This window comes from uncultured Roseibium sp. (assembly GCF_947494555.1).
GTDB lineage: Bacteria > Pseudomonadota > Alphaproteobacteria > Rhizobiales > Stappiaceae > Roseibium.
This window is the reverse complement of the sequence record NZ_CANLVF010000004.1, coordinates 265,379-292,193: the sequence shown is the minus strand read 5'-3', so window position 1 is coordinate 292,193 and position 26,815 is coordinate 265,379. Positions and strand designations below refer to the sequence as shown.

General features: G+C 57.2%; 25 protein-coding genes. 14 read left to right on the top strand and 11 right to left on the bottom strand.

All coding sequences use genetic code 11. From position 1 onward, the window contains the following. Positions 1–52: 52 nt before the first annotated feature. Positions 53–853, bottom strand: coding sequence for a class I SAM-dependent methyltransferase (locus tag Q0915_RS20320; protein WP_299477920.1), 801 nt, complete (start codon positions 851–853; stop codon positions 53–55). A 149-nt stretch (positions 854–1,002) separates the two neighbouring features. Between Q0915_RS20320 and gloB the strand changes: the two genes are divergently transcribed. From gloB to Q0915_RS20300, 4 genes are all read left to right on the top strand, one after another. Continuing rightward, entirely contained in the window at positions 1,003–1,785 is a 783-nt protein-coding gene (gene gloB / locus Q0915_RS20315) for a hydroxyacylglutathione hydrolase (RefSeq protein WP_299477917.1), read from the top strand. Positions 1,786–1,908: 123 nt separating this feature from the next. Next, entirely contained in the window at positions 1,909–2,115 is a 207-nt protein-coding gene (locus Q0915_RS20310) for a hypothetical protein (protein ID WP_299477914.1), read from the top strand. Between the two features lie 60 nt (positions 2,116–2,175). Continuing rightward, positions 2,176–2,622: a cupin domain-containing protein gene (locus Q0915_RS20305; RefSeq protein WP_299477911.1), complete on the top strand. Its 447-nt coding sequence runs from the start codon at positions 2,176–2,178 to the stop codon at positions 2,620–2,622. Between the two features lie 11 nt (positions 2,623–2,633). Then, the gene (locus Q0915_RS20300) at positions 2,634–3,056 is read left to right on the top strand and encodes a hypothetical protein (protein WP_299477908.1); all 423 of its coding nucleotides are present in this window, start codon (positions 2,634–2,636) and stop codon (positions 3,054–3,056) included. A 63-nt stretch (positions 3,057–3,119) separates the two neighbouring features. Here the strand turns inward: Q0915_RS20300 and Q0915_RS20295 are convergent, their stop codons facing one another. After that, positions 3,120–3,737 (bottom strand): NAD(P)H-dependent oxidoreductase, encoded by a 618-nt coding sequence (locus Q0915_RS20295; RefSeq protein ID WP_299477906.1) that lies wholly within the window; start codon positions 3,735–3,737, stop codon positions 3,120–3,122. Positions 3,738–3,875: 138 nt separating this feature from the next. Here Q0915_RS20295 and Q0915_RS20290 point away from each other — a divergent pair, with 138 nt between their 5' ends. The 3 genes from Q0915_RS20290 (at position 3,876) to Q0915_RS20280 (ending at position 5,585) form a co-directional block, all read left to right on the top strand. Beyond that, on the top strand, positions 3,876–4,499 hold the full coding sequence (locus Q0915_RS20290; protein ID WP_299477903.1) for an ABATE domain-containing protein: 624 nt from the start codon (positions 3,876–3,878) through the stop codon (positions 4,497–4,499). Between the two features lie 74 nt (positions 4,500–4,573). Continuing rightward, positions 4,574–4,978 (top strand): GNAT family N-acetyltransferase, encoded by a 405-nt coding sequence (locus Q0915_RS20285; RefSeq protein WP_299477900.1) that lies wholly within the window; start codon positions 4,574–4,576, stop codon positions 4,976–4,978. A 118-nt stretch (positions 4,979–5,096) separates the two neighbouring features. Next, on the top strand, positions 5,097–5,585 hold the full coding sequence (locus Q0915_RS20280) for a DUF1993 family protein (RefSeq protein ID WP_299477897.1): 489 nt from the start codon (positions 5,097–5,099) through the stop codon (positions 5,583–5,585). Positions 5,586–5,661: 76 nt separating this feature from the next. Here Q0915_RS20280 and ftsY read toward each other — a convergent pair whose 3' ends face one another. The 5 genes from ftsY to Q0915_RS20255 all read right to left on the bottom strand — a co-directional run bounded on the left by ftsY (position 5,662) and on the right by Q0915_RS20255 (position 10,803). Beyond that, positions 5,662–6,987 (bottom strand): signal recognition particle-docking protein FtsY, encoded by a 1,326-nt coding sequence (gene ftsY / locus Q0915_RS20275; protein WP_299477894.1) that lies wholly within the window; start codon positions 6,985–6,987, stop codon positions 5,662–5,664. A gap of 29 nt (positions 6,988–7,016) precedes the next feature. After that, the gene (gene mtaB, locus Q0915_RS20270; protein ID WP_299477891.1) at positions 7,017–8,285 is read right to left on the bottom strand and encodes a tRNA (N(6)-L-threonylcarbamoyladenosine(37)-C(2))-methylthiotransferase MtaB; all 1,269 of its coding nucleotides are present in this window, start codon (positions 8,283–8,285) and stop codon (positions 7,017–7,019) included. Then, a complete protein-coding gene (gene dapF, locus Q0915_RS20265; protein WP_299477888.1) occupies positions 8,282–9,190 on the bottom strand; it encodes a diaminopimelate epimerase in 909 nt (302 codons plus the stop codon). The genes mtaB and dapF overlap by 4 nt, the downstream gene beginning before the upstream one ends. 139 nt (positions 9,191–9,329) lie before the next feature. Beyond that, entirely contained in the window at positions 9,330–10,223 is an 894-nt protein-coding gene (locus Q0915_RS20260; RefSeq protein ID WP_299477886.1) for a neutral zinc metallopeptidase, read from the bottom strand. 76 nt (positions 10,224–10,299) lie between these two features. After that, positions 10,300–10,803, bottom strand: a complete 504-nt coding sequence (locus tag Q0915_RS20255; protein WP_299477885.1) for a L,D-transpeptidase family protein — start codon at positions 10,801–10,803, stop codon at positions 10,300–10,302. Between the two features lie 229 nt (positions 10,804–11,032). Between Q0915_RS20255 and Q0915_RS20250 the strand changes: the two genes are divergently transcribed. The 5 genes from Q0915_RS20250 (at position 11,033) to Q0915_RS20230 (ending at position 15,858) form a co-directional block, all read left to right on the top strand. Next, the gene (locus Q0915_RS20250; protein WP_299477884.1) at positions 11,033–11,716 is read left to right on the top strand and encodes a response regulator transcription factor; all 684 of its coding nucleotides are present in this window, start codon (positions 11,033–11,035) and stop codon (positions 11,714–11,716) included. 25 nt (positions 11,717–11,741) lie between these two features. Further along, complete coding sequence (locus Q0915_RS20245; protein WP_299477882.1) at positions 11,742–12,248, top strand: cyclic nucleotide-binding domain-containing protein; 507 nt, start codon at positions 11,742–11,744, stop codon at positions 12,246–12,248. Positions 12,249–12,331: 83 nt separating this feature from the next. Beyond that, positions 12,332–13,651 carry an FAD-dependent oxidoreductase gene (locus tag Q0915_RS20240; RefSeq protein WP_299477880.1) on the top strand — a complete coding sequence of 440 codons (1,320 nt, stop codon included), beginning with the start codon at positions 12,332–12,334 and terminating at the stop codon, positions 13,649–13,651. A 220-nt stretch (positions 13,652–13,871) separates the two neighbouring features. After that, positions 13,872–14,999, top strand: a complete 1,128-nt coding sequence (locus tag Q0915_RS20235) for an SIS domain-containing protein (RefSeq protein WP_299477879.1) — start codon at positions 13,872–13,874, stop codon at positions 14,997–14,999. Then, positions 14,992–15,858, top strand: coding sequence for a formyltransferase family protein (locus Q0915_RS20230; protein WP_299477877.1), 867 nt, complete (start codon positions 14,992–14,994; stop codon positions 15,856–15,858). The genes Q0915_RS20235 and Q0915_RS20230 overlap by 8 nt, the downstream gene beginning before the upstream one ends. Before the next feature lie 66 nt (positions 15,859–15,924). Here the strand turns inward: Q0915_RS20230 and Q0915_RS20225 are convergent, their stop codons facing one another. From Q0915_RS20225 to Q0915_RS20210, 4 genes are all read right to left on the bottom strand, one after another. Further along, positions 15,925–17,775 carry an EAL domain-containing protein gene (locus Q0915_RS20225; RefSeq protein ID WP_299477875.1) on the bottom strand — a complete coding sequence of 617 codons (1,851 nt, stop codon included), beginning with the start codon at positions 17,773–17,775 and terminating at the stop codon, positions 15,925–15,927. A gap of 377 nt (positions 17,776–18,152) precedes the next feature. Continuing rightward, positions 18,153–18,758, bottom strand: a complete 606-nt coding sequence (gene leuD, locus Q0915_RS20220; RefSeq protein WP_299477874.1) for a 3-isopropylmalate dehydratase small subunit — start codon at positions 18,756–18,758, stop codon at positions 18,153–18,155. Between the two features lie 53 nt (positions 18,759–18,811). Then, positions 18,812–19,762 carry an N-acetyl-gamma-glutamyl-phosphate reductase gene (gene argC / locus Q0915_RS20215; protein ID WP_299477872.1) on the bottom strand — a complete coding sequence of 317 codons (951 nt, stop codon included), beginning with the start codon at positions 19,760–19,762 and terminating at the stop codon, positions 18,812–18,814. An 89-nt stretch (positions 19,763–19,851) separates the two neighbouring features. Then, entirely contained in the window at positions 19,852–20,418 is a 567-nt protein-coding gene (locus tag Q0915_RS20210; RefSeq protein ID WP_299477870.1) for a peroxidase-related enzyme, read from the bottom strand. Positions 20,419–20,513: 95 nt separating this feature from the next. On the opposite strand from Q0915_RS20210, the gene Q0915_RS20205 reads away from it, so the two are divergent. Both Q0915_RS20205 and Q0915_RS20200 read left to right on the top strand, forming a co-directional pair. Then, complete coding sequence (locus tag Q0915_RS20205) at positions 20,514–25,325, top strand: NAD-glutamate dehydrogenase (RefSeq protein ID WP_299477868.1); 4,812 nt, start codon at positions 20,514–20,516, stop codon at positions 25,323–25,325. Between the two features lie 77 nt (positions 25,326–25,402). Further along, positions 25,403–26,797 carry an MFS transporter gene (locus Q0915_RS20200; protein WP_299477866.1) on the top strand — a complete coding sequence of 465 codons (1,395 nt, stop codon included), beginning with the start codon at positions 25,403–25,405 and terminating at the stop codon, positions 26,795–26,797. Positions 26,798–26,815: the final 18 nt, after the last annotated feature.

Sequence of the window (26,815 nt, the reverse complement as noted above, 5' to 3'; positions counted from 1 at the left end):
GGCCGACAGGAGCCTTTTTCCGAAAGGTCGGGGCGGACGCCACTTCAAGACCTCAAGGCCATTCCGGAGCATCCCGCGACAGCTGCACGCTCTGCGGACGCACGGCCCGGACAGGCTTCAGCCCGGTGGCAACGCCTTCGGGAATGAAGACCGGACGCAGCACTCTGAAACGGCTCCGTTTGCCGTCGGCCGGTAGGCTTTGGAAGACGACCTTCTCCGCTTCCACCACCAAAACCCCGCCGAAAACAGGCCAGATCCGGCGGCCGATCCCTTCCCAGGTCCTAGCCGCACGAAGGATCGGGCGCGCTTTCGACGGCGGCATGAACAGGGCTTCCTTGTCGTCGACGACGTTGAACTGACAGCTTTTGAGCAGGTCCTTCAACTGGCCGCTGGAATAGGGCCGGCCGTATCCGAATGGCGAGAGTTCCGATTGCGCCCAAAGTCCGCGCCTGTTCGGTACGACGGCGATCAACCTGCCGCCGGGCGACAGCAGGCGCCAGGCCTCCTTGAGCATCGCCTCGGGATCCGAGCAATGGTCGAGCGCATGCACCATTATGACCCGGTCGAAGGAAATGTCCGGAAACGGAAGCGCCCCGTCTTCCACCAGCGCACAAGCGCTGTCACGTTCCCGTGGCCAGGGTACGGCACCTTGCGGGGCCGGCATGCCCGCAATTGCGCGTTCCGCCATATCGAGATAGGGACGCATGAACGGCCCGGCATATCCAAGCCCCAAGAGCCTTTGCCCGTTCAGGTCCGGCCACATGTCCCGAATAGGTGCACCGATCAGGCTTCTGAGCAGGCGCCCGAGCGGTAAATCGTAAAATGCGCGCAAATGAACGACGTCGAGATACATAGGGGCACGGGCCTAAAATCGGGTTCGAACTGGCTTGAGGCGGACTGCTCCTCTGCGAGGACCGAAAGCACAGGCTTCCCGTCTTGCCCTCCGGCTTCCTGTTTGCCACTGTGGCAATCAACAAGTCAATCACTTCGGAAGCCTTCGTCATGACCTTGAACGACACAACCGAGATCCACCAGTTTCCCTGCCTTAGCGACAATTTCGGCGTGCTGGTTCACGACAGCGAGAGTGGCACGACGATCGCTTTCGATGTCCCCGACAGCGGGCCTTATGAAAAGGCGCTCCAGAAGAAGGGCTGGACGCTTACCCACATTCTCATCACGCATCACCATTGGGATCACGTGCAGGGGCTGGGTGAGTTGAAGCAAAAGACAGGTGCGTCAGTCTATGGCCCTGCCAGGTCTCGCCAGAAAATTGCCCAGTTGGACCGCTTCGTCGAAGACGGCGATCACATTAAATGCGGTCCTTACGAGATCAAGGCGATTGCAACGCCGGGCCACACGCTCGATCAGATTTCCTGGTACATTCCGTCGATCAGGATGGCTCACACGGGCGACACCCTGTTTTCTCTCGGGTGCGGGAGGGTGTTTGAAGGCGACAAGGAAATGATGTGGTCGTCCCTTGCCAAGCTCTTGCAGGAACTCCCCGACGACACGAATATCTATTGCGGCCACGAATACACCGAAGCAAACGCCGCCTTTTCACTCACAATAGAACCAGGCAACGCGGACCTGAAGACACGAGCGGAAGAGGTGAAACAATTGCGGGCCGGCAACCAACCGACCCTGCCGACGACCATGGCCCTGGAAAAGGCAACAAACCCGTTTTTGAGAGCAGGTGAAGCATCCGTTGCGGAGGCACTCGGGATGTCGGGTAAATCTGCCGCAGATGTTTTTACGGAGATCCGCACACGAAAAGATAATGCGTAAGCCTGTTTCTTTGCCAATCGTTCAATCGGCAAAAATACTCAAACCATTTCTGCGCATTAAGCCTTAAAACCCAGGTTTGTGTCCCCATATGGTTCCCATTGTGATCATGTGAGGGCAGATACCATGACACCCGCAAACATTCCGGCGTCCACGTCGCGCACGGCCGAACAGCGTGCGCAGGACGTCGTACATCGCATTGTCAGCCAGGCAGAGGCAATTCCAATGCATCACGGCGGCGGCCACAAGCTTGACATGCAACTCCTTTATGATGAGGTCGTGGCCGCGCTTCGGGAAACGATTGACGATCTTGCCTATTGTTCCGAGACGTGAGTTTTCTGTATCAATTGCGGGCAGCCACCCGTTTTATCTCTTGGTGAATTCATCATTCCAATGTCACTTTCATCCAGTCTGACCGCCAATGAGGTCGTTGACCTACTGAAAATGCAGCCTCATCCGGAAGGCGGGTATTTTGTCGAGACATTCCGGGACGACCAGACCGACGCCCACGGCAGGGCAGCCTCCACCCTGATTTACTTTCTCCTCCCCGAAGGCGTGCTGTCGCGGTGGCACAAGGTCGATGCCGTGGAAACCTGGCACTGGTACGCAGGCGCTCCTTTGGAACTGTCGATCAGTGCCGATGGCAAGATCAAGAGCGTCGTCCAGCTCGGAAATGACCTTGTCGCCGGCGAGCGCCCTCAAGGCATTGTGCCACGTGCCGGCTGGCAGCAGGCCCGATCCCTGGGCGCTTGGACGCTGGTTGGCTGTACGGTTGCGCCCGGTTTTCAGTTCGAGGGATTTGAAATGGCCCCGAATGGATGGGAACCGGGCGGTTCATAGGAGGTCGTTCCGTGCGTGGCAGAACCGTTCGCGGATATCTGATTAGCCTGGCCGTCGCGAGTGCAACGATCATCCTGACGCTGAACTTCGTTCAGCCCGGCGGCCCTGGGGGCATAAATGCTGCGCATTTGCTGATCTTTGGGGTTGTTCTCTTGGTCACCGGGGCACTCACAATCATTCCATCGATTTTCCTGATCATGGCGTCCGAGAGGAATGCGATCAGAAATCCGCTGTTCTATGTCGCATTTTCAAGTCTGCTGAGCATTTTCGTACTTCCGGTAATCTCACTGCGTATGGACCTGCAAATACTCACGCAGTCTCTTGTCTTTCTACCCAGTGGCATCGCCTCCGGCTGCGCCTACTGGTGGTTTGCAGGCCGGAAGGCAGGCAAGCGACCGGAGGATTTACATAAGCAAATCAACGTCTTCGACTGACCGCCGGTCACCCCGGACAGCACAATGGTCTTCCGGGGCAACAGAAGTCTCTAACGCGCCGGATCAGGCAGCCGCCTTCGCGCGCGCGATGGCGGTCTCGAGATCAGCGTCCGGGGTCATGGTCAGAATGCTTGGCTGGTGCCGCGTGGTCACAACGGTTTCAATGCCCACAAGTCCAAACCACCAATCCATGTAGGCCGAGTGGAAGTCTTCGCCGTACTTCTTGTCGGCGCCGGGTGCATAAACCCCTGAACTGTAAAACACATGTGCCGTCTTGTTCTCCAGCAACCCGAAATATCCCCGTTCCGGTTCAAATCCGAACAGGAGACCCGGTTGCGTGATCACGTCAATATAGTGCTTCAGTTTGTAGGGAATACCGCCGTTCCACATCGGAACGTTGAAGACATATTCGTCCGCCTCGATGAACCTTTGCGTGACCTCAACAACCTGGTCCCACGCGCTTTTGCCCGCAGCATCCATTTCTCCAACGCCGAAGAAGGACAGTTTGGCAGCGTTTTTGTCGCCGTCGAATTCCGGCAGATCTTCCGACCAAAGGTTCAGGCTGTCGACCTGGACCGCCGGCTCCCTTAGCGCGCGCGCCCTGAGATAGGCGTCAGCCAGAAGAGCCGACTGAGATTTCGGACCGCGCGGCGACGCGTTGATATGCAGGATCTTGGTCATTACGGAAAACTCCTTGCGATGAGATATCGAAACTAGACAACCATCTAAATACATGTTTGACGGTTACAAACAATATCGATAACCATCAAAATGTCTGTTTGCAGGTTTCAAAAACCCGTGAAGATGTCAGGAAAGCATTTGAGCGAGCCTAAAAATCCGCCCCCAATCCTCATCGCCGACCACCCGGCGCTGGATTTTCTCAATAGCGTGGGCGCCCCGCACGGCACCCAGATCGAGTGGATCAGCGATGGCACAGCTTTGCTGTCGTGGATGACGGCGGCGGGCCTGTTAAGCGAAGCCGAGGCGTCTGGCATCGCGGAAAGAACCAGCCCGAATGATCTCGACGAAACCGCGGCGCACGCGCGGGAACTGCGTGAATGGTTTCGCGATCTCATTGTCCGTCAAGACGGACTCTCCGGTTGGCAGCTGGCACCGGACGAAATCGATCTGATCGGCCGGATCCTGTCGAAAGGCACCTATCGGTTTCAGCTCCAACCGGGAGACCCCGACGAAGCGCAGCTTCAACTTTCCAGCGGATATGAGACCACGAAGGCTGAAGACCTGCTGGTTCCGATTGCGCATCAGATTGCAGCTCTTTTGAGCGAAACGGATTGCCGGTTGACGCGAAATTGTGGTGGGCCAACCTGCACGTTCTGGTTCTCCGACATTACAAAAAACAAGAAACGCCGGTGGTGCGACATGAAGATCTGCGGCAATCGCGCCAAGACCGCCGCCTTCAGAGAACGCAAGAAACAAGCTTGAGGAAAGCCTGTATTTGCGACGTCGCAAACAGCGCGATCATTGCATCTGAACAGGATTTCGTGGATCGTTAAAGCATGTACCGCATTAGATCCGGACGCCTTTCCGACTATCCCATTATCCGTCAGTACGATGAATTCATGGGAGACCGGCGCCTTGACCTGCAAGCCGGAGAATTGCGTGTCGCCGACGCCGAAAGCTCAGAAGCGATCGGGTATCTCCGCATTTCACCAAAAGGCTTTTTGAACTGGCCTTTTGTCGCTTACCTCTGCGTGAAATCGGAGTTTCGCAATCACGGTGTGGGAAGACAGTTGATCGAGCACGCCATCCAGGACGACAGATATGTTCGATTGTATATCTCGACCGAAGCAAACAACATTGCGATGCAATCGCTCCTTAAAAAGGTTGAGGCGGACGAGATCGGATACGCGGATCAACTGAATTTCAGCAACGAAAGAGAATTGTTCTACAGGCTCAAGTGACGTCGTCGGCCTGTCGCCCGTGTAAGCTCGAAACGGGCATTGGTACGAACGGATTGCAAGAGTGTGTACGACCCATTTCAGGCATTCGCCAACGAGGTAGAAAAATACGGAGAACGGGATGAGTGAGGACAACGGACCCGGCGAAGCGCTCGTGGCTGCAATCGGACACTACCTGGAACAGTCAGGCAAGCTCCTGAATCTTGTTTCCGAGCAGCCGAACAGCGATGAGTTGCTCGCTGTTCAACTTGCGCCGGATGCATTCGATACAGGGTTTCACCTCGCGGTCGCCATTCAGTTCGCAGCGCGCGCGTTGTGCCTGCCGACGGGGGACCCCGTGCCGGAAATCGTTGAGCCTTGCAGCCTGCAGAGCCTCCGGTCTTTGCATGAGGATGTCCTGAGCGCGATCAATCGGGTCCCGGCGATCGATTGGGACAGCAACGTTACGCACACCGCAGGTGAAGCGGAGCTGACACAACGCGCAACGGACTATGTTGCGTGTTTTGCCTTTCCAAACATGCTGTTCCACTTCACGCAGGCCTATGCCGGTTTGCGTCATGCAGGCCTGAAGATTGGAAAGGCGGATTTCGACGGGCTACATATGTACTAGCTCGCGCCGAGAGCTGCGACGACAGAACAAAGAGCGGATCAGCTTTTGGAAACCCCAATCGCCTGGTCAACGCTTGTCAGGCGAGACCCGCGATTGCGTTGGCGAAGTCCTGCGCGGAGAATGGTTCCAGGTCTTCGACACCCTCACCGACGCCGATGAAATGCACTGGCAAGCCGTGTTTGGCTGCAATCGCAACCAGAATACCGCCGCGGGCGGTTCCGTCGAGCTTGGTCATGACGAGACCGGTGACGCCGGCCACCTTGCCGAAAATCTCAACCTGGTTCAGCGCGTTCTGGCCGGTTGTCGCATCGAGCGTCAATAGAACGGTGTGAGGAGCCTCGGGATCGTGTTTCCGGATGACGCGGATGACCTTCTCAAGCTCATCCATCAGCTCCGTCTTGTTCTGCAGCCGGCCGGCCGTATCGATGAGCAGGACGTCAACCTGCTTCTCCTGCGCTTCTTTCATGGCGTCGAAGGCAAGACCGGCGGCATCTGCACCGGTATCCCTGGCGATCACCTCGGCGCCGGTCCGCTCACCCCAGATCTTGAGCTGTTCAACGGCGGCCGCGCGAAAGGTATCGCCAGCCGCCAGCATGACTTTTTTGCCTTCTGAGCGGAGCTTCTTGGAGAGTTTGCCGATCGTCGTGGTCTTGCCGGTGCCATTGACACCAACCATCAGGACCACGTGCGGTTTCTTGCCCATATCAAGGTCGAGAGGCTGGGCTACCGGCTCGAGGACCTTCTCGACCTCTTGCGACAGGATTTCCCGCACTTCTTCCGGTGAGATTTCCTTGTTGTACCGGCCATCGGACAGCCGGTCCGTTATTGCCATTGCCGTGTCGACGCCAAGATCCGCCTGGATCAGGATGTCCTCCAGCTCTTCGAGCATGGAGGCGTCCAGCTTGCGCTTGGTGAAGATGGACGAGATGCCTTCGGTAAGCGAGGCCGATGACCGCGACAGGCCTTTTTTCAGCCGCTGAAACCAGGAGAGCTTGGGCTCTTCAGGATCAATGGACGGCTCTGAGGGAGCCTCTTCAGGCTCGACAATCTCCGCCGCTGGCTGGGGTTCCTCCAAAGGTGTGTCGATATCCGGTTCCGATCCGACGTCGGTCGAAACGAAATCATCCGCGGGCAAAGGTGTTTGCTTTGCGGAAAACTCCGGCACGATACCCGGACCGCCATCGAGCCCGAATGTCTTCAGTGGCTCGTCCAGAGCGGCAACCGGCTTGACTTCCATTTCAGTTGTGAGCTCGGGTTCCGCAGCACCAACCGGATTTTCTTCCGCTTGCTCCTGGTGATCGGCTTCGGCCGAACTCTTTTCGACGGTTTCCTCCGGTTGTTCCACCGGGGCTTCCTTGCCGCCGAACAGCCGACCCAGAAATCCGCGTTTTTTCTCGCTCATGAAACCGCCTAAAAGGATCTCGCCGCCAGTCAGGCAGCCTTGGAAAGAGCTTCGCCCAGAAGATGCCGCCCGGTGTGACCGACAATACGAACGTTGACGATCTCTCCGGCGTGCCCGCCGGCAAGTTCGACCTGCGTGAATTGTTCAGTCCGCCCCAGGCCTTCCTTCTCGATCAGGACAGGGCGGACTTTGCCGATTTCCCCCGCCAGATGATTGGTCAGGGCCTCTTCGCCCTTGGCGCGGAGCCGTGCGCCCCGCCCCTTGACGATTGACCGGTCCAGTTGGGGCATACGCGCCGCAGGCGTTCCCGGGCGCGGGGAAAACGGAAACACATGGAGATGCGTCAAACCGCATTCGTCGACGATCTTGAGGGAGTTCTCGAACATCGCCTCGGTTTCGGTTGGAAAACCCGCGATGATGTCTGCACCGAAGACCACATCCGGCCGCAATCGCCGCACATCCTCGCAGAAACGGATTGTGTCCGCCCGTAAATGCCGCCGCTTCATCCGTTTCAGGATGAGATCATCGCCGGCCTGCAGCGAGAGATGAAAGTGCGGCATCAGGCGATCATCCTCGGCAATCACCCGCATCAGGTCGTTGTCGGCTTCAATCGAATCGATCGAGGAAAGCCGGAGCCGCTTGAGGTCCGGCACCATTTTCAGGATCTTGGCCGTCAGCGTTCCCAGCTTCGGCGTGCCCGGAAGATCCGCGCCATAGGACGTGATATCCACGCCGGTCAGGACGATTTCGTTGTAACCATTTTCAACGAGCCGCCGGATCTGGTCGATCACAACGCCCATTGGGACAGACCGCGAGTTACCGCGGCCATAGGGAATGATGCAGAAGGTGCAGCGGTGGTCGCAGCCGTTTTGAATCTGCACGAACGCGCGCGCACGGCCCGTTAGCCCGTCGATCAGGTGACCAGCAGTTTCCTCGACACTCATGATGTCGTTGACACGGACTTTCTCGGTGTCCGAGATCCCGAAGGCAGCCACGTCCTGATAGGATTTGCGTTCAAGCTTTTCGGTGTTGCCGAGTACAAGATCGACTTCTTCCATGCCGGAGAAGGTCTCAGCTTCCGTCTGGGCCGCGCAGCCCGTGACAATTACGCGTGCGTCAGGGTTGTCGCGTTTCGCCTTGCGCACTGCTTGCCGCGCCTGACGGACCGCTTCATTGGTGACTGCACAGGTGTTGATGAGGATCGCGTCCTGAAGACCGGCTGCCTCCGCTTCGCGCTTCATCACCTCGGACTCATAAGAATTGAGCCGGCACCCGAACGTTACGACATCGATGCTCATGAAGCCGCTCCGGCCTCCGTTGAATCACCCGACCCGATCCTGCGCCACTCCAGCGTTTCAAGATCGATTTCACCCTCGAACTCGACTTCCGTCAGGCCGGTCATGAGAACGTGGCCGTCGCTTTCGCGCCACTCGATACCGATCGGCCCGCCAGGAAGATGGATTGTCGACTTTCGACCCGTCTTGCTGTCACGCGCGGCCGCAACACCGGCGGCGCAGGCAGCCGTTCCACAAGCCAGGGTCAGACCAACGCCTCGTTCCCAGACTTTGAGTCGTATCTGGTTTTCGTCGAAGACATGAGCCAAGGAGATATTGGCTCCTTCGGGGAAAATCGGGTGATGCTCAAGAAGCGGGCCGAAGCGTTCCAGTTCGTAGCCCTCGACATCGTCGACCCAGAAAATCGCATGCGGATTTCCCATGCTGAGCGCAGCAGGCGTGTGCAGCACCGGATCATCGATCGGGCCGATCTGGAGTTCAATTGCGCGCGTATCGGCGAATTCCTCCGCGAGCGGGATCTCGTCCCATGCAAGACGTGGAGCGCCCATGTCGACGGTGACATTGAAAGGTCCCGGACTGTCGAATGCGTGCAATAGGCCTGCACTGGTTTCGATCGTCACAAGATCCTTGCCCGCTTCCTCCATAAGCAATCGGCCGACACAGCGGGTCGCATTGCCGCAAGCCGACACTTCGCCGCCATTCTGATTGTGAATGCGCATGAAGGCATCGACGCCTAGTGCAGACTTTTCAACGGTGATCATCTGGTCGAAACCGATGCCGATGTCCCGGTCGCCCAGTCTGGCAATAACCTCGTTGGACAAGCGCAGCGGCTGCGCGCGCGCGTCCCAGACCACGAAATCGTTGCCAAGGCCATTCATCTTCAAAAAGGGTCTGATGTCAGACGCCATAACGGGTGCACTTCTTGATCAATTTGAGAGAATGATCGCCATGTCGCGATCAGTTGACCTTATATGGCCGAAAATGCGTTGAATTTCCAGTGGGTCCTGCGCTCAGACCAGCCATGCAGTCAACAAGGGTCAGACAGGCCTAGAGACGTGTTGCCCCGAACGTGTCGCATGCGTCCAGAGAGCCGGCTTCAAATCCGTTACGGAACCACCTTGCTCTTTGCGCCGATGTTCCGTGATTGAAACTTTCCGGCACGACGAAGCCTTGCGCCTGGCGCTGCAATGTATCGTCACCGATCCGGCTCGCTGCGTTCAGCGCCTCTTCGATATCCCCTTCTTCCACGAAACCACGCTGGCGGGCGGCGAAGTGTGCCCATATGCCTGCAAAGCAGTCCGCCTGCAGTTCGACGCGCACGGAAAGCGCGTTGGCCTCCGTCTTGCTGAGCGTGCGGCGCGTCTTGTGGAATTCCGGCAATATGCCAAGAACATTCTGGATGTGGTGTCCAACCTCGTGAGCCAGCACGTAGGCTTGCGCGAAATCGCCAGGCGCATTCAGCTGGTTGGCGAGCTGCTGATAAAAGGAGAGATCGATATACAGCTTGTCGTCGGCCCCGCAATAAAACGGACCGGTTGCTGCACTGGCGTAACCGCAAGCAGACGAAACGGACCCTGAAAAGAGAACGAGCGTTGGTTCGGGATAGTCGCCACCATGCCTGGAAAAAATGGTGCCCCAGGTATCTTCCGTATCGGCGAGGATAACGGACACGAACTGCGCCGTCTCATCATCCGCCGTCGAGCGCGGTGCCTGGGTTTGGTATTCCGGCGCATATGATCCGCCGCCCTCAAGCTGACTGAGCACCGTGAGCGGGTTGACACCCATCAGCCAGGCAATACCGACAACGACAATGAGACCCGTCAGTCCAATACCGCCGCCAGCGCGCACGCGGCCGCCACCGGGCATGCGCATACGGGAACGGCTTCGTCTTCCGCGGCGATCATCGATGTTGGTGCTTCTGCGGCGGCCTTTCCAGCGCATGGGTCAGCTTCCGTATTACCTCAGCTGCTTTTTCAATAGCAGACACAGGCGGCAACACATATGTAAAATGACGCCTTCAAAGGCGGATGCACATGCGCGCACCCGGCCTGATTTTCTCAAGCAGCATTTTCATGTGTTCGGGCGCAACGGCGACACACCCTTCCGTCGGCGTATAGGTTTCGCGCGCGATGTGAAAAAAGATCGCACTGCCCTTGCCCTTCACCGCGGGAAACATGTTGCAGTCGAGGACGACAACAATGTCGTAAAGCCGGTCGTCGCGCCACATTATCTCATGGCTTGAGTTGAAGGGTAACGAGACCGGACGGTTGTAAAGATGAGCGGCCGGGTCGTCGCACCAGGCGGAAGAGGGCGTCAGCGGCTCAACCGGCAGCGTCGTTTTCGGCGGCAGGCCTTTGTCCGGCCGGTAATAGACATGGAGAAGCTCAAAGGAACCCACCGGAGTTCCGCCATCCCCTTCTTTTTTGCGGACAAGAAGGCCCGACCTCCCCAGAGCACACGGAACCGTGATCGCGCCGAATGTCAATATTCCCTTTGTCCTGTCATGCGGCAGAGCGCGCACGTCCAGCGAATCCGCCGATTTACAAGTGTTAACCATGCGCGTGGGACTGACCTTCCTTTTTTCCAATTGAAGGCATTGATAAACCAGACCTAAACCCCGCGTGAAGAAGAATTGACGAACACCTGCTTGTGCGGCGAGAATTTCCCACGCACATAGAGGCAGGAACACGCATGTGTAGTTTGCACAAGTTGACGTGATCAGTTTGAGACTTTTGGCGAGGACCGCACCCATGACCGCCCGCACGATCTTGATTGTCGATGATGACACCGAACTGCGCGAAGCGCTCGTCGAACAGCTCTCGCTGTATGACGAGTTCGAAACCATACAGGCGGACTCGGCCACTTCGGGCATCGGCCTTGCCAAGGACGAGCACGTCGATCTGCTTCTGATGGATGTCGGTCTGCCGGATATCGACGGCCGGGAAGCCGTAAAGCTATTGCGCAAAAACGGCTTCAAAGCGCCGATCATTATGCTCACAGGGCATGATGGAGACAGTGACACGATCCTGGGCCTCGAAGCGGGCGCCAACGACTATGTCACCAAACCGTTCAAGTTCGCGGTGCTTCTGGCCCGTGTGCGTGCGCATCTTCGCCAGCACGAGCAGAGCGAGGACGCGACTTTTGCCATCGGACGCTACTCTTTCCGTCCGGCCGCAAAGGTCATGCAGGACGATGCCGGCAGCAAGGTCCGGTTGACGGAAAAGGAAACGTCGATCCTCAAATTCCTCTACCGCGCTGGTGAAAAGCCCGTGACGCGCGACGTGCTGTTGCACGAGGTCTGGGGATATAATTCAGGCGTCACGACTCACACCCTGGAGACGCATATCTACCGCCTGCGTCAAAAAATCGAGCGTGATCCGTCCAACGCCGAGCTTCTTGTCACAGAAGCCGGTGGATATAAGCTTGTGCCCTAACCGGTAATCAGCGTAAATCTTGGGCATGAGCCTTGCCCAAGACATTGCGATTCTCAAACAAATCCCGATGCTTTCGGACTTTCAGGACGATCAGCTCCGATTGCTGGCGTTCAGCGCCGAAAGCATGGATTACCAGGATGGCCAGCGCCTCTTTGACGAAGACGAGCGGGCCGATGGCGGTTTGGTAATCACAAACGGCACTGTCGTGCTTTTGAAGAAAGCCGAAGACGGATTTGAAGAAGTAGACCGCGTCGGCAAGGGCACCCTTCTCGGCCAGACGGCCCTTCTGACCGAATGCAGGCGCCCCTGCCGCGCCGACGCCGAAGGTCCGGTGAGCATCATCCGGATCCGGCGCGCCCTCTTCAAGCGCATGATCCAGGAATATCCTGAACTCGCACAACGGCTTTTCGAACAGCATTCCCTCAAATACCGCGCAACGATCGCCGCCCTCAGGCCGATCGGCGACAAGATGGCGGAGCTTGAACAGCTCAACGCCGAACGGCGCGTGCGCGACGACGCCAAGGGTGAGTGAAGTCCTGCTTGCCGGAAGTCTGCATCTCAAATGTTCGAAATTGGCAGCAGGACATAAGAGCATCTTCTTCAAAGGCCGAACCAATGACAGACCGACAATTTGAGACCGACGTTCTCGTAATTGGCGGCGGTACGGCCGGGTTCGGCGCCGCAGTCGCCGCCGGGCGTCAGGGCTTGCGCGTAACACTGCTTGAAGCAACAACCAAAATCGGCGGTGTCATGGCATTTTGTCCCGGCATGCCCTGGGGTGGCGGCTATCCAGTCGACCGGATCATCGGGGGGCTGATCGAGGAGCTGACGGGACGGCTTTCCGCGATGGATCCCCCCGCTGCCCAAAAGCGACCGTGCACCTTGGCAAATTTCGGTCCCGAAATCGTCTACGACCACGACATTGCAACACTCACAATGTTCGAGATGCTGGAAGAGGCAGGTGTTCTGGTCAGGTTGGGGTCAACCGCGCTTGAACCGCACATGACAGGCGACCGGATTGAGAGCGTTACGTGCTGCGACAGGAACGGCCCGTTCACGGTCGCCCCGGGCATTGTCATCGACTGTTCCGGCGACGGTGATGTTTCGGCGAAGGCCGGCGTTCCCTTTGCGCTTGGAGACGCATCCGGGAACATGATGGCGGTCACGATTTCTTTTCACATGGTCGGCGTGGACTGGGACGCTGCGTTCGCCGACCCTGATCCATACTTTGAAAGATATGCGGCACGAGGCATCGAAGAGGGGCGGCTCCACGCCGATCTGGCCAAACTCTACCTCATGCGCGGTTTTCACGACGGCACGGTGTTCTGCAATTCGGTTCATATACGTGGCGTGGACGGCACCGATCCCGTTGCCGTCGGCAGGGCAACCCAGGAAGGCCGCCGACGCTGTCATCAACTGGCGCAGTTTCTGCGTGATGATGTGCCCGGTTTTCAGAATGCCCACATGTCGATGCTGTCGCCGACGGTCGGCGTGCGCGAAACGCGCAAACTGGAAGGTGTCTATCGTGTTACAGGTGAAGACCTCGCGAGAGCGACAAAGTTTCCGGACGGGATCGTTGCCTGTGACAATCCCATAGACGATGTCATGCGGTCGGATGGTGGCATGACCCACGATGCGGCGATCGAGGCCGGTGATTTCTACACAATTCCCTTCCGGTCCCTTCTCCCTGAAAGAATTGAGAACCTGATGTTTGCGGGCCGGATACTGTCAGCAGATCCCGCAGCCTTCGCCTCCGTGCGCGGAATGCCCCAATGCATGGCGATGGGACAGGCGGCCGGGACAGCTGCAGGGCTCGCGCTTAAAGAGGGGATCAACGTGCAGGACGTCTCCATCGAGGCTCTGATCTCATCTCTGCGCGAACAGGGGATCAATCGTCTGAAACAGTCCATAGCTCAATCGGACGCCGCGGAATGAACGGCCGGAAGGTACGGAAATTTGCCGCGCACCCCTGCGCATCTGATTGCAGCCACATCCACCAAAACCATTGGAACGAAAGTCTAACGGCCTCCGGCTGTTCTGCGCCACATTTCATTCCCAACTCCCGGCTAAGCGCTTTTAAGGAGCGCAGCCGAGACGGGAGCCATTGGCGACAGTTTCGCGGCACAAGGAAAATTTGCATGGGAGTACCCACAGAATGAGTGACACACCATCCGGCCCCCTCGGCGACAGGGTAGAACGGTTCAAGCTGCTCAACGCAAAGATGGCTGAGCAAGTGACTCGCACGGCAAGTTACCGCTGCCTGAGACCCTACCCCCATGCGGGAAAAAACAAGATCCGGCGGATCGTCATGATGGGAATGGGGTGTTCCGCCGTTGTGGGAGACCTCCTGCGCCTGTTTCTTTTTGCCGAACATAGCCACGTCGAAGCCCGCGTGATCAACGACTATCGCCTGGACTGGTACTTCAACGATGAGTCCATCGCCGATCCGCACACAGTTTTCGTTTTGTGTTCCTACAGCGGGTCATCGCAGGAGCCTCTGATCGCCTACGACTATCTTGCCGCACGCACGAAGAACATTGTCGTCTGGTCATCGGGTAAGGGCGGCGACGAATTGGAGACCCGCGCGCTTGCTGACGGCCACGCGGCCTTTCAGTGGCAGCTTGCGGAAGAAGACCCGGAATATCCTCTGTTCAGTGCCGTGGAATTTTTTGCGAGCGCCACGGCAATCTGCCGTGAATTGGGGATCCTGAGCGAAACGAGCGACAGTCTTCTTAAGCGGGCGGGACAGTTCCTCTCTGACCATGAAGATCTGTCGGGCGCTGCCGCTCTGGCCGAACGTCTTGTCGGCCGGGACCTGCTTGTTCTTTCAAATCCGGTTTGGGATGAATCGGTCGTAAAGCTGATCAGGATGTATTTCAACGAGATCGCTATGGTGAACATTGCGGCCAATCTCATACATGAATTCACTCACAGCCAGATAGCTGCGGTCGGACCGACGTCGCGTCCTCTTTCGATCCTCATACTGCGCACCCCTTCAGGCCACGCATTCGAGGAAGAGCGCGTTGCGGCGATGAAGTCGCTTTTGTCGACTTGTCCTTCCGCAGGCAATGTCGATGTTCACGAGTTCAAGGCGCCCGGCGGTCCGCTTCTCGATACGTCGCTGCACACCTTGCATTTCTTCGCGAGCGTTGCCGCACATCTGTCGGAGATCGACGAAAAACCGTCTTATGAGTTGATTTCCAACGCCTCCGGCAATCCCTGGTACAATCAGGGCTCGATCAAGGACCGGGGCGACCGGACCCGTCTTGCCGGTGATGAGTAGCCAAGCGGAGGATTGGGGCGAATGCATTCCCTCCGGAAAAGGCATCGAGCTCGGCACGCGCGTCCTGCTGCTTGCCAGTGACGTACCGCTTTTTGCCTGCATCGCAGCAATCGATGAGATCAACGCAACCCGCAAGGACCCGCTCGTTCTGGCGGGGGTCGCGACAGATGCGATCACGGACCCGAATGCGCGCATAAGCGCGAAGAAACGTCTGTGGCAGCATTACACTCCGGATCAATGCGCTCAATCTTACGAGCGGACCCGTTCCTATTGCATCGAAAAAGAGATCGCATTTTTTTCCGGCTCAATTCACGCAAAGCCCCTGCAGGACTGGCTTGCGATCAGCAAGCCGGACATCGTTCTTTCCGCATTCTATGGCCAACTCATCCCGGAGGACTTTCTGCACGCTCCGAAAATGGGCGCGTTCAACGTGCACCCGTCTGACACACAGCATGGTATCCGTGGTCCCCGGCCCTTTCTTGATACGATTGAAGCCGGTCTCAAACAGGAAAACGGGCACCTGGGAAAAGTCGTCCTACACGAACTCGATTCCCGTTTTGACGACGGCCGTGTTATCGTCGAAACGCCTGGCCTTCCCTTTCATGACTGCAATGGAGTTCTGCCGGCAAATCCGCTTCAGATCGGCTTCAAGTTCTGCCTGTTCGCCTATCCGGTACTCGTCAAGGCATTGCTCGAAACACTGATCGACAAGGGGCGTGATTTTCCGCCTTTCCAGGTGACTTATTCTGATGACGTCAGGGCTGAGCTTGAACACTATCGCTATAGCGGACACATCGGGTATTCGCCGGCCTCCGAGCTGATCCAACGCATGCGTGGCTGTCTTCAAAGAAATGCGTGAGTGCCTGACTGGAATCGGTTCCAGCAAATCGACCGGGCGCGCACGCGGGCTCTTCCGGCCTTGGGTTCAAAGCGAAATATTGGAGTGCCTGAATCCAGCCAGCGTCGTTTTTGGACGCCAGAATTCGCCTTTTGTCGCGGCCAGATTTTCCCGCAAATCGTCAGCACTCATGGGTTTGCCGAAATAGAACCCTTGCAGCAAATCGCATCCCATGCGGCTTGCGAAAAGCGCGTGCTGTTCGGTTTCCACACCCTCAGCGACAATGCTCATACCAAGGCTTTTCCCGATACCGATAATCGAGGCCACCAAGGCTCGCGACGTTTCGTTTTCTACAATCGGCTGGATAAACTGACGGTCTATCTTCAGGACGGTGGGCCGGATCTTCAACAGACCCTGGACAGACGCATGTCCCGTTCCAAAATCGTCGAGCGCAATCGTCACCCCCAGTTCCCTGAGTTCGCTCAAGGTCCAGTTCACAACATCGCCGATACGCTCGAGGTAAACCGACTCGAGTATTTCGATTATCAGTCTTTCAGGATCAATTCCTGATCTCTTGATGTCGTGAATGAGGGTCGGGTCCGCCAGCCGCCCGGCGGAAAGATTGATTGAAATGCGCGGTAGGTCGACGCCTGTTGCATCGAGAAACGCCAGCGTTTCGGGAAGTGTGCTGAAGACGATTTCGTCAATCCGCTTCAGGATCCCCATGTTGGCAGCTGTTTCGAGAAATGCAGCGGGCGGCAACAAGCCTAACGCCGGATGCAACCACCTCACCAGAACTTCCGCACTGGTTATCTTGCCGGTACCAGAATCGATAAGCGGTTGAAAATAAGGGACGAATTCTCGCTTTTCACAAGCAACCAGCAGGTCGGAAACAAGCTTCTTCGTCGCAATGGCCTCCGCGTGCATCTCTTCGGTGAAGAAAGACCAACGTCCCTTGCCGTTCGATTTGGCGTGATAGAGCGCAGTGTCCGCATCCGCGATCACCTCCTCCGGAATTTCCATTGTCGCCTTGGCAATCGCCACGCCAACGCTCGCGCTGCAGAACGTCGATTTGCCCTCGAACGTAAACGGCGCGTGCATTTCCTGCACAATCGAATCGGCAAGACTGCTGATCTCAAGCGCACTGTTCCCCAGCGGTCTCAGGATAACAAATTCATCCCCTCCGATACGGGCAACCAGGTCCCTTTCGCTGGTCAACCGTCGCAGCAGATCGGCTACCGACAGGAGCAACCTGTCACCGGCATCGTGTCCCAGCGTATCGTTGACGGATTTGAACCGGTCCAGATCGACATAAAACGCCGCAAACTCGGCACCGCCGTTCTGAAGAGCTGCAACCCAGGACTTCAACTCGACCTCGAGGTGCCGCCGGTTGGATAGGCCGGTCAGGGGATCTTCGTTGGACTCCTTGGCAACGGTTTTCGCAAGTTCATAGAGCCGCGCATTTTCCTTTTCCAGGTGGCGCAGCTTCTCTGCGTAATCTGCGGCCATGCCCTGATCATGGCTCGCAGCCATTGGTGTTCGGCGGGCACTGCGGCGCACCGGTGCGTCTTCCAGTTCAATCAGCGAACAAAGCCACCACCGCGCGCCGGTTTCCGTATCCGACAACGGCGTCCAACTCATTTGCTGCCGGTATTCCTGCCCGTCTTTGCGATTGTTAAGGGTCTTGACCGAGAAATGCTCCCAGTTCATCAGCTTTTCAATGATGACCAGGTGGCTTCCCTGTTCCACGCTCGAACCGATCAGGATCGTCCCGCGCTCCCCGACAACCTCTTCGAGCTCATAACCTGTAATTCTGGTGAAGGCCTTGTTGCACCACTGAAGATACATGATGGCGCCGTCATGGTCAGACGCCAATGCCAGCGCGAGTCCCTCGCTGCTTTTGTCCTTGATCTGCTCAAAAATGTGCGTCGGTATCAACGGCGCGCCTCGTTTCATCACGCCAACAGAAGAGCATCAATAGATTATGCAAATGATAATTTAAATCACTCTGTAGCGTTCAAGCTATTTTTCACACTTAAAAGAGTATCATTAAGTATTTAATCTACCAGAAATTCTTTTCAAATTTTATTTTTTCTTCATGAGGCCTTGAGAAAATTGCCAATCTATTCATTATTACGACAACTCAAAATAGTCCTTAGCCAAATACGCAACAGTTTTCATTTGCTGCGAGCATCAAATCCTCCAAACGAAAAGTGCCCCACTTCCGGAAAACGGAAGGGGACACCGAATATGTTTACCCACGATGATAAGCTTGGCGGCGGCGATGACCTCACTGACATCGCCCGGGCTTTAAATCAAATCCAGGGGCGTGCCTCACCCAGCTTGCCCTCGAAGGTGTCGATCTGCTCTTCCTTCGCCATGGTCAGGCCGATATCGTCCAGACCATTGATCAGACAGTGCTTGCGGAAGTGATCGATTTTGAAGGCGATGTCGCCGCTTTCAAGGCCGCGAATTTCCTGGCTTTCCAGATCGATCGTCAGCGTGAAGTTGGCGCCGCGTTCAGATGCGTGCAGCAGGGTTTCGAGTTCGTCTTCAGATACCTCGATCGGCAGAATGCCGTTCTTGAAGCAGTTGTTGTAGAAGATGTCCGCGAACGAGGTTGAAATCACACAACGGATACCAAAATCCAGAAGCGCCCAGGGCGCGTGCTCGCGAGACGATCCGCACCCGAAATTATCGCCCGCAATCAGGATCTTGGCGTCACGGTACGCCGCCTTGTTGAGTACAAAGTCGACATTCTCCGAACCGTCGTCATTGGTCCGCATCTCATGAAAAAGGGCAGTGCCGAGACCCGTGCGCTTGATCGTCTTCAGAAACTGCTTCGGAATGATCATGTCCGTGTCAATGTTCACGAACGGAAGCGGCGCCGCGACACCGGTCAGGGTTTCAAATTTTTCCATGGTGTTCTGTCTCCTGAAAGGTCGCTCTCGCATCATCGCCACAAGCGGGCATGTCAGGCCGCAAGGCTTGTGGCTTGATCGACGCCGAGCATCAAATTGAGGTTCTGCACCGCTGCACCGGAAGCGCCTTTGCCCAGATTGTCGTAGACCGCAATGATCGTCGCCTGTGCACGCGCATCATTTGAAAAGACGTGCAAGCGCAACAGATTTGTGTCGTTGACGGCCTGCGGATCCAGAAAATCCGCACGTTCCAACGGCTCGAGCGGAGCAACTTCGACGAAGCCGTTTTCCGCCGCAGCAAAATGATCGGCGAGCGCAGCGTGCAACTCCGCTCCGCTTGGAACCTTGTCCAGACCGGCAAGGTTCAGCGGAACGACGGTCAGCATACCCTTGTAGTAGTTTCCAACCGCCGGCGTGAAGAGCGGGGCTGCGTCAGCCAGCGTATAGGCGGTCATTTCCGGCAAGTGCTTGTGATTGAAGCCGAGTGCATAGGGCGCGAACACATTCGCATCCGTGCCGCGACCTTCATAATCGGCAATCATGCCCTTGCCGCCGCCGGAGTATCCCGAAACGCCATGATAGGTCAGGGGAAAATCCGCTTGCAGCAATCCGGCCGCGATCAGCGGACGAACGGAAGCAATCAGGCCCTGGGGCCAGCATCCCGGATTGGCGACCCGCATCGCTGCGGCAATGATGCCACCCTGGTCGGCATCCATTTCCGCGAAGCCATAGGCCCAGCCATCGGCCACCCGATGCGCGCTGGAAGCATCGATCACACGGGTCGTGTCGTTTTCGATCAGCTCCACGCTTTCCCGCGCCGCCGCGTCGGGCAGGCACAGGATGGCAATGTCGGCCTTGTTCAGATAGCCCGCCCGCGCGGCCGGATCTTTCCGGCTCTCCTCCGGGATGGAGAGCAGCTCAATGTCGCGGCGCATGGCAAGGCGCTCGCGGATCTGCAGACCCGTCGTACCGGCTTCACCATCAATGAATACGCGCGCAACCATCGCCCATTCCTCTCCTCAAGCTGAACAAAATCGACAGCGTCATACACCCAATCGGCGCGCTTGTCACCGATGACAAGCGCGATGAGACCTCAACGTGCCATTGAGTGATACTCATCATTGGGCCGCATGTCGCTCGCTGCAGCAACCCTGTTGCTCATGTTGAAGAAGGCGGCCACCGACGCAATATCCCAGATATCCCGGTCGCTGAAGCCAGCGTCGCGCAAGGCCTGGCGGTCGCTTTCAAGGATGTCTGAGGGCCGTTCTGTCAGTTTCACGGCAAAATCCAACATGGCGCGTTGCCGATCGCTTAGGTCGGCCACCCGGTAATTCATGACCATCAGTTCACCCAGAACCGGATCGCCCGACAATTGCCGGACGGCAGCGCCATGGGCCGTCAAACAATAGAAACAACGGTTGACGGCAGATACCGCAACGGCAATCATCTCCCTCTCAAGCTTGGTGAGACCGCATTCTGCCAGCATGAGATCGTTGTACATGTCGGTGAATGCGCGCAATTTCGTATCATCAAAGGAATACGCCTTCAGCACATTGGGCACCAATCCCAGCTTCTCTTCGCACAAATCGAAATAGGCTTGTGTTTTTTCGCTCAAAGTTTCGTTTGAATCGATTTGCAAGGCGGTGACTTCACTTGACAATTTGCCTCTCCCGTCATGAAGGTTTTTCAATAGCTGCAATACAAAATCACATCACGCAGCCGAGCCACAACTAAGATCGCCTAGGGGGGATTAAAATGCCGGACAAACACGACGTCGAGAAACACAAGCTCATCGACGCAGTCTACGCTGGCCTGACCAAAGAGGATCCTGCCCTGGCGGAATTTGCCAGCGCATTTTTCGATCGCGCCGCGGCTGAAGATCTTGTGGCGTATACGTCAGACGAATTAACCGGGTTCGTGCGGGAAGCCTGGCTGGATTTTCAGGATCACGCGCTTGGCACGCACAGGGTCAGCATCACCAATCCGGCAACTGCTAAGAAGAATCCGAAGATCGACAACCTGACGATCATCGAAGTCGTCAACGACAATATGCCGTTCCTGGTCGATTCGGTGATGGACGAATTGCAGAACAGCAAACTGGACGTGCACCTGGTGCTGCATCCGATCTTCATTGTCGAGCGGGACGACAAGGGCAAGTTGCTCTCGGCGGTCGCACGCAAGAAACCTCCGAAGCGCAAGGATCGGCAGGAAAGCCTCATCCACATTCATGTCACGCGCATCGATTCTGAAGAAGCCCGCAACGCTCTTCAGGAACGGCTCGACACCGTCCTCACCTCGGTACGGTCTGTCGTTGATGACTTCAAGCCGATGCAGGAACGTCTGGCGGAGGCCATCGACACTTTCAAGACCACCCAGATCCCCGGAAGCAGCGACGATCTGTGGGAAGCGATTCACTTCCTGGAGTGGATGGAGAAAAACAATTTCATTTTCCTCGGCATGCGCGAATACAAATTTGAGGGCGGTGTTGACGAAGGAGAACTCTCACCGTCCGAAGGGACCGGTCTCGGCCTGCTCACCGATCCGGATGTCCGCGTCCTGAGACGTGGCTCGGAGTATGTTCAGATCACGCCTGAGATACGCGAATTCCTGAAGAACCCGGAACCGCTCATCATCGCCAAGGCCAATGTGCGCAGCACGGTTCACCGGCGCGTCCATATGGATTATGTCGGAGCCAAGATCTACGATGACGACGGCAATCTGACCGGCGAATTGCGGATTGTCGGATTGTTCGCCTCAACGGCCTACACCGAGCCGACTAACACGATCCCCTTCTTGCGCCGCAAGGTGGCGAGCGTTCTGGCACGCGCGGGCTACGGCTCGCAAAGTCATTCGGGGCGCGCGCTCAGAAATGTGCTTGAAGCCTTCCCGCGCGACGAACTGTTCCAGATCGAGCGCGAACGCCTTTTCGATTTCTCCATTGCGATCCTGCAACTGGACGAACGCCCGCGGATCCGTGTTCTTTCACGGCCGGACAAGTTCGATCGCTACGTCTCAATCCTCGTATTTGTTCCGCGCGACCGGTATTCGACCGAAGTCAGAATCAACATCGGCACCTATCTGGCCTCGGTCTACGAAGGCCGCCTGTCCGCATGGTATGTGACTTATCTCGAAGGCCCGCTCGCTCGCGTGCATTACATCATCGGACGCGACAAGGGCGAAACGCCCAAACCCGAGCAGGAGGAACTCGAAAACGCCGTTGCGGACATGGTTCGCACCTGGTCCGACAACGTTCGCGATGCCCTGACCAAGGAATTTCCACCCGTTCAGGCACGGCAGCTTGCCGAACGCTATGCACTCTCGTTCCATGGCGGCTACAAGGAAGTCTACAACGCCCAGTCCGCCTTGTCCGACATCGTCAAGCTCGAGACCTTGACCGGCCTCGACGACACAACAATTACCTTTCACAGACCACCTGGGTCGACCGAGAACCGGCTGTCCCTGAAGGTGTATCATTGCGGCTCGCCGATCCCGTTGTCGGCCCGCGTGCCACTCCTTGAAAACATGGGATTCAAGGTGATCAACGAGCGGACATACCGTGTTACGCCCGCAGACACACCCATGTCCTATCTCCATGAAATGACCCTCGAAAGTCATTCCGGCGACGATTTTGACCTACCGCAGGAGCTTCGGACCCGCCTTGAAAGCATGTTCATGGCGATCTGGACAGGGCACGCCGAAAACGACGGTTATAACCGGCTGGTCATGACCGCCGATCTTGCATGGCGCGACGTGGCCGTGGTCAGAGCCCTGTCGAAATATCTGCGCCAAGCCGGCATTCCGTTCTCCGAAGACTACATGTGGCGCACGCTCAACAATTATCCGGTGATCACGGCGAAGCTGGTGGAACTGTTCCACCTGCGTTTTAACCCGGACGTCACGGAAAAGGATCGCGACCTCGGCTCGGACAGACTGGCAGAAGAGCTGACAGCCGATCTGGAAGAGGTTTCGAGCCTCGACGACGACCGCATCCTGCGCCGTTTCCAGAATGCGATCGGTTCGGTTCTGCGCACCAACTTCTATCAGCTCGACAAGGAAGGTCAGCCAAAGCCGACATTTTCCTTCAAGATCGACAGCCGGCGCATCGACGACCTTCCGCAGCCCAGGCCCTTCCGGGAGATTTTCGTCTACAGCCCACGCGTCGAAGGCGTCCACCTTCGCTTCGGCATGGTGGCGCGCGGCGGCCTTCGCTGGTCGGACCGGCCACAGGACTTTCGGACAGAAGTCCTCGGTCTGGTGAAAGCACAGCAGGTCAAGAACGCGGTGATCGTTCCCGTTGGTGCAAAGGGAGGCTTCGTTCCCAAAAACCTGCCGCCTATTAACGACCGGGAGGCCTGGTTCAAGGAAGGCACGGAAAGCTACAAGATCTTCATCAATGCGCTTCTGGACGTTACGGACAACCTGGATGAAGACGCTATTCTGCCGCCGGAGCGTGTGCAGCGTTTCGACGTGGACGATCCCTATCTGGTCGTAGCCGCCGACAAGGGCACGGCGACTTTTTCAGACACGGCAAACGGCATATCCGAAGGCCGGCATTTCTGGTTGGGAGACGCGTTTGCCTCCGGTGGTTCTGCAGGTTACGACCACAAGAAAATGGCCATCACGGCGCGTGGTGCCTGGGAGGCGGTTAAACGGCATTTCCGCGAGATGAACCGCGACATTCAAACCGACCCGTTTACAGCGGCCGGTGTCGGCGACATGTCGGGCGACGTTTTCGGCAACGGCATGCTGCTGTCAAAGGCAACCAAGCTGGTTGCCGCCTTCGACCACCGGGACATTTTCATCGATCCGGATCCCGATCCCGCGAAAACTTGGGACGAACGCAAGCGCATGTTCGACCTCGGCCGGTCATCCTGGAACGATTACAACACGGACCTGATTTCCAAGGGCGGCGGCATCTTCTCGCGTCAACTGAAGTCCATTCCGTTGAGCCCGGAGATCCAGGAACTGCTCGGGCTCGAACAGTCCGCGGCAACGCCTCAGGAGGTCATGACCGCCATCTTGAAGATGAATGTCGATCTGTTGTGGTTCGGCGGCATCGGCACCTACATCCGCGCGACAACGGAAACCGATGCGGACGCGGGAGACAGGGCCAATGACCCGATCCGGATCACGGCACCTGATGTCGGCGCAAAGGTCATCGGTGAGGGGGCGAACCTGGGTCTCACCCAGCTGGCCCGGATCGAGTTCAATAAAAAGGGCGGGCGCTGCAATTCCGACGCGATCGACAATTCGGCCGGGGTGAATTCCTCGGACATGGAGGTCAACATCAAGATCGCCCTTGGTGCAGCGGTAAAGTCGGAAAAACTCTCCCTAGAGCAGCGCAATGTGTTGCTCGCAGGCATGACCGACGAAGTCGCCGACCTGGTGCTCAGAAACAACTACCTGCAGACACTGGCGATTTCCATGACCGAACTGCGAGGACTGGAGGATTTCGGCTTTCAGGTCCGCATGATGCGTCAACTGGAACAGGCGGGCCATCTGGACCGCGTGGTCGAGCAGCTTCCCGACGAATCAACACTGCGGGAGATGCGCAAGGCCGGCCAGCTTCTGACTCGTGCGGAGCTTGGCGTCCTGCTCGCCTATGCCAAGATCACGCTTTATGACGCGCTTCTGGATAGCACCGTACCGGATGACACCTATCTCGCCAGAGAGCTGTTCCGCTACTTTCCCGCTCAGATGGCGACGACCTATGAAGACGAGATCAGCGGGCACCGGCTGCGGCGCGAAATCATCGCTACGATGCTGGCCAACTCCATGATCAACAGGGGCGGAGCAACGTTCCTGACCCGCCTGATGGATCAGACCGGAGCCACGCCGACGGAAATCGCACAAGGGTTCGTTGCCGTACGCAACAGTTTCGACCTGACCGATCTCAACACTGAAATCGACGCACTCGACACGAAAATCGACGGCGGCCTGCAGCTCGATCTTTACACCGAGATCCAGTCGCTGCTTCTGGAACGCGTCGTCTGGTTCAAACGAAACGTCGCCTTTGACAAGGGTCTTTCCGCTGTGGTCGAACGGTTCCGCAGCGGGATATCGAACCTGCGCGAGCGCCTGGAGAGCCTGCTGCCGGAAGAACCTGCCGCGGTATTGAACGAGCGTGCTGCCGAATATGTTTCGAAAGGCGTTCCCGAAACGCTTGCGCGCAGGATTGCCTGGCTTCTGGCTGAACAGGCGATACCGGACATCGTCATCGTTTCGGAGGAAACCGAAGCCGATCTTGATACCGCTGCAACGGCCTACTATCAGGTTGCCCACCACTTCAAGATCGGCAACATGCATGAGATGGCGAGCAATCTGGAGGTCCGTGACTATTACGATGGTCTGGCCCTCGATCGCGCCCGCGCCATCCTTTTCTCCGCGCACCGGGCCTTGGCGAGTGCGTCGATCCGGGCGGGCAGCTTCGCGCAATGGCTCGAAGAGCACGAAGACGAGGCCGCAAGCCGGCACCACGCGGTCACCGAGATTCTCGACGGCGGCCTGAGCGTGTCCAAGTTTACGGTCGCTGCCGGTTTGCTTGCCGAAATATGCAGTTCCGATTGATGTCTTGACGCCGGAAGCAGGATTTCGAAGGCCGGCAGTTCTGCTGCCGGCTTTTCAATCGACAAGAAGGGATTGAAATGTCTGCTGTTTCCGGTGCTTATCCCGAGAAGACGGATCGACGAGCGGTCTTGTCCTGGGCTTTGTTCGACTGGGCCGCTCAACCTTTCTTCACGCTGGTAACAACCTTCGTTTTTGCCCCCTATTTTGCATCCACGCTTGCGCGTACCCCCGAAGAAGGACAGTCGCTCTGGGGCTTTGCCACAGCTGCCGGCGGGCTCGGGATTGCCTTACTTGCACCGGTATTGGGCTCGATTGCAGACGCCACCGGACGCCGGAAGCGCTGGATATTCGGATTTTCTGTGCCGTTTCTGATTTGTTGCTGGGCTTTTTGGTATGCAGCCCCCGGAGGCCAGCACAGCATCGCGATTGCTTTGGTGGCATTTGCCATCGGAACCCTGTGCATAGAGGTTGCCACGGTCTTCAACAACGCCATGATGCCGTCGCTCGTTCCTCATGACAAAATCGGACGCCTGTCGAGTTTTGGCTGGGCAATGGGTTATGTCAGCGGACTGGTGACGCTGGTAATAGCACTCGGATTTCTGGCCGCGAGCCCCGAGACGGGCAGGACTCTGTTGGGATTTGAACCGATATTCGGATTGGACCCGAAAACCCAAGAGGGCGACAGGGCAGTGGGTCCGTTTTCCGTCATCTGGTTCCTGATATTCGTGCTGCCAATGTTTCTGTTTGTTCCGGACGCTCCTCGTCAGGCCAGGATCGGACCCGCGATCCGCAAGGGTCTGAAGGAACTCTCCGACAGCATCGCCAAGGCCCGCTCGAACCGGAATATCTTCCTGTTCCTCGTCTCCAACATGATATTCAAGGACGGTCTCGTCGCCCTGTTTGCATTCGGCGGGATCTATTCAGCAGGACAGCTCGGCTGGAGCTCAATCGAAATCGGTACATTCGGAATCATTCTGACGATTACCGGTACGATCGGTCTCCTTTTGGGCGGTCCGTTGGATGATCGTTTCGGAGCAAAGCCGGTCATCATTTTTTCGCTGATCGTCCTGATGATTTGCGGGCTCGGCATGATCTCGGTCGACAAAACCACGGTCTTTTTTGTCATCGAGACGAAGGCGGCCCCGGAAGGCGCGCTGTTCGCGTCGCTGCCGGAACAGGTCTTTATCGGCTTGGGAGCGCTGATCGGCGCAGTCTCGGGGCCCTTGCAGGCGTCATGCCGAAGCCTGTTGATACGCCTGGCGCCGCATGAGCACATGACCCAGTATTTCGGCCTCCTAGCACTCTCCGGCAAAGTCACGAGTTTCCTGGCACCACTTACCGTTGGCGTTGTAACCGCACTCTTCAACAGTCAGCCGGCAGGCATGTCTGTCATTCTCGTTTTCTTCGCCGTCGGCCTGGCGCTTCTGTTTTCCGTCAAAGAGAAACGCGCCGGACAGACCGGCGCGCCTTGACGTGAACAAGTGCAGTCG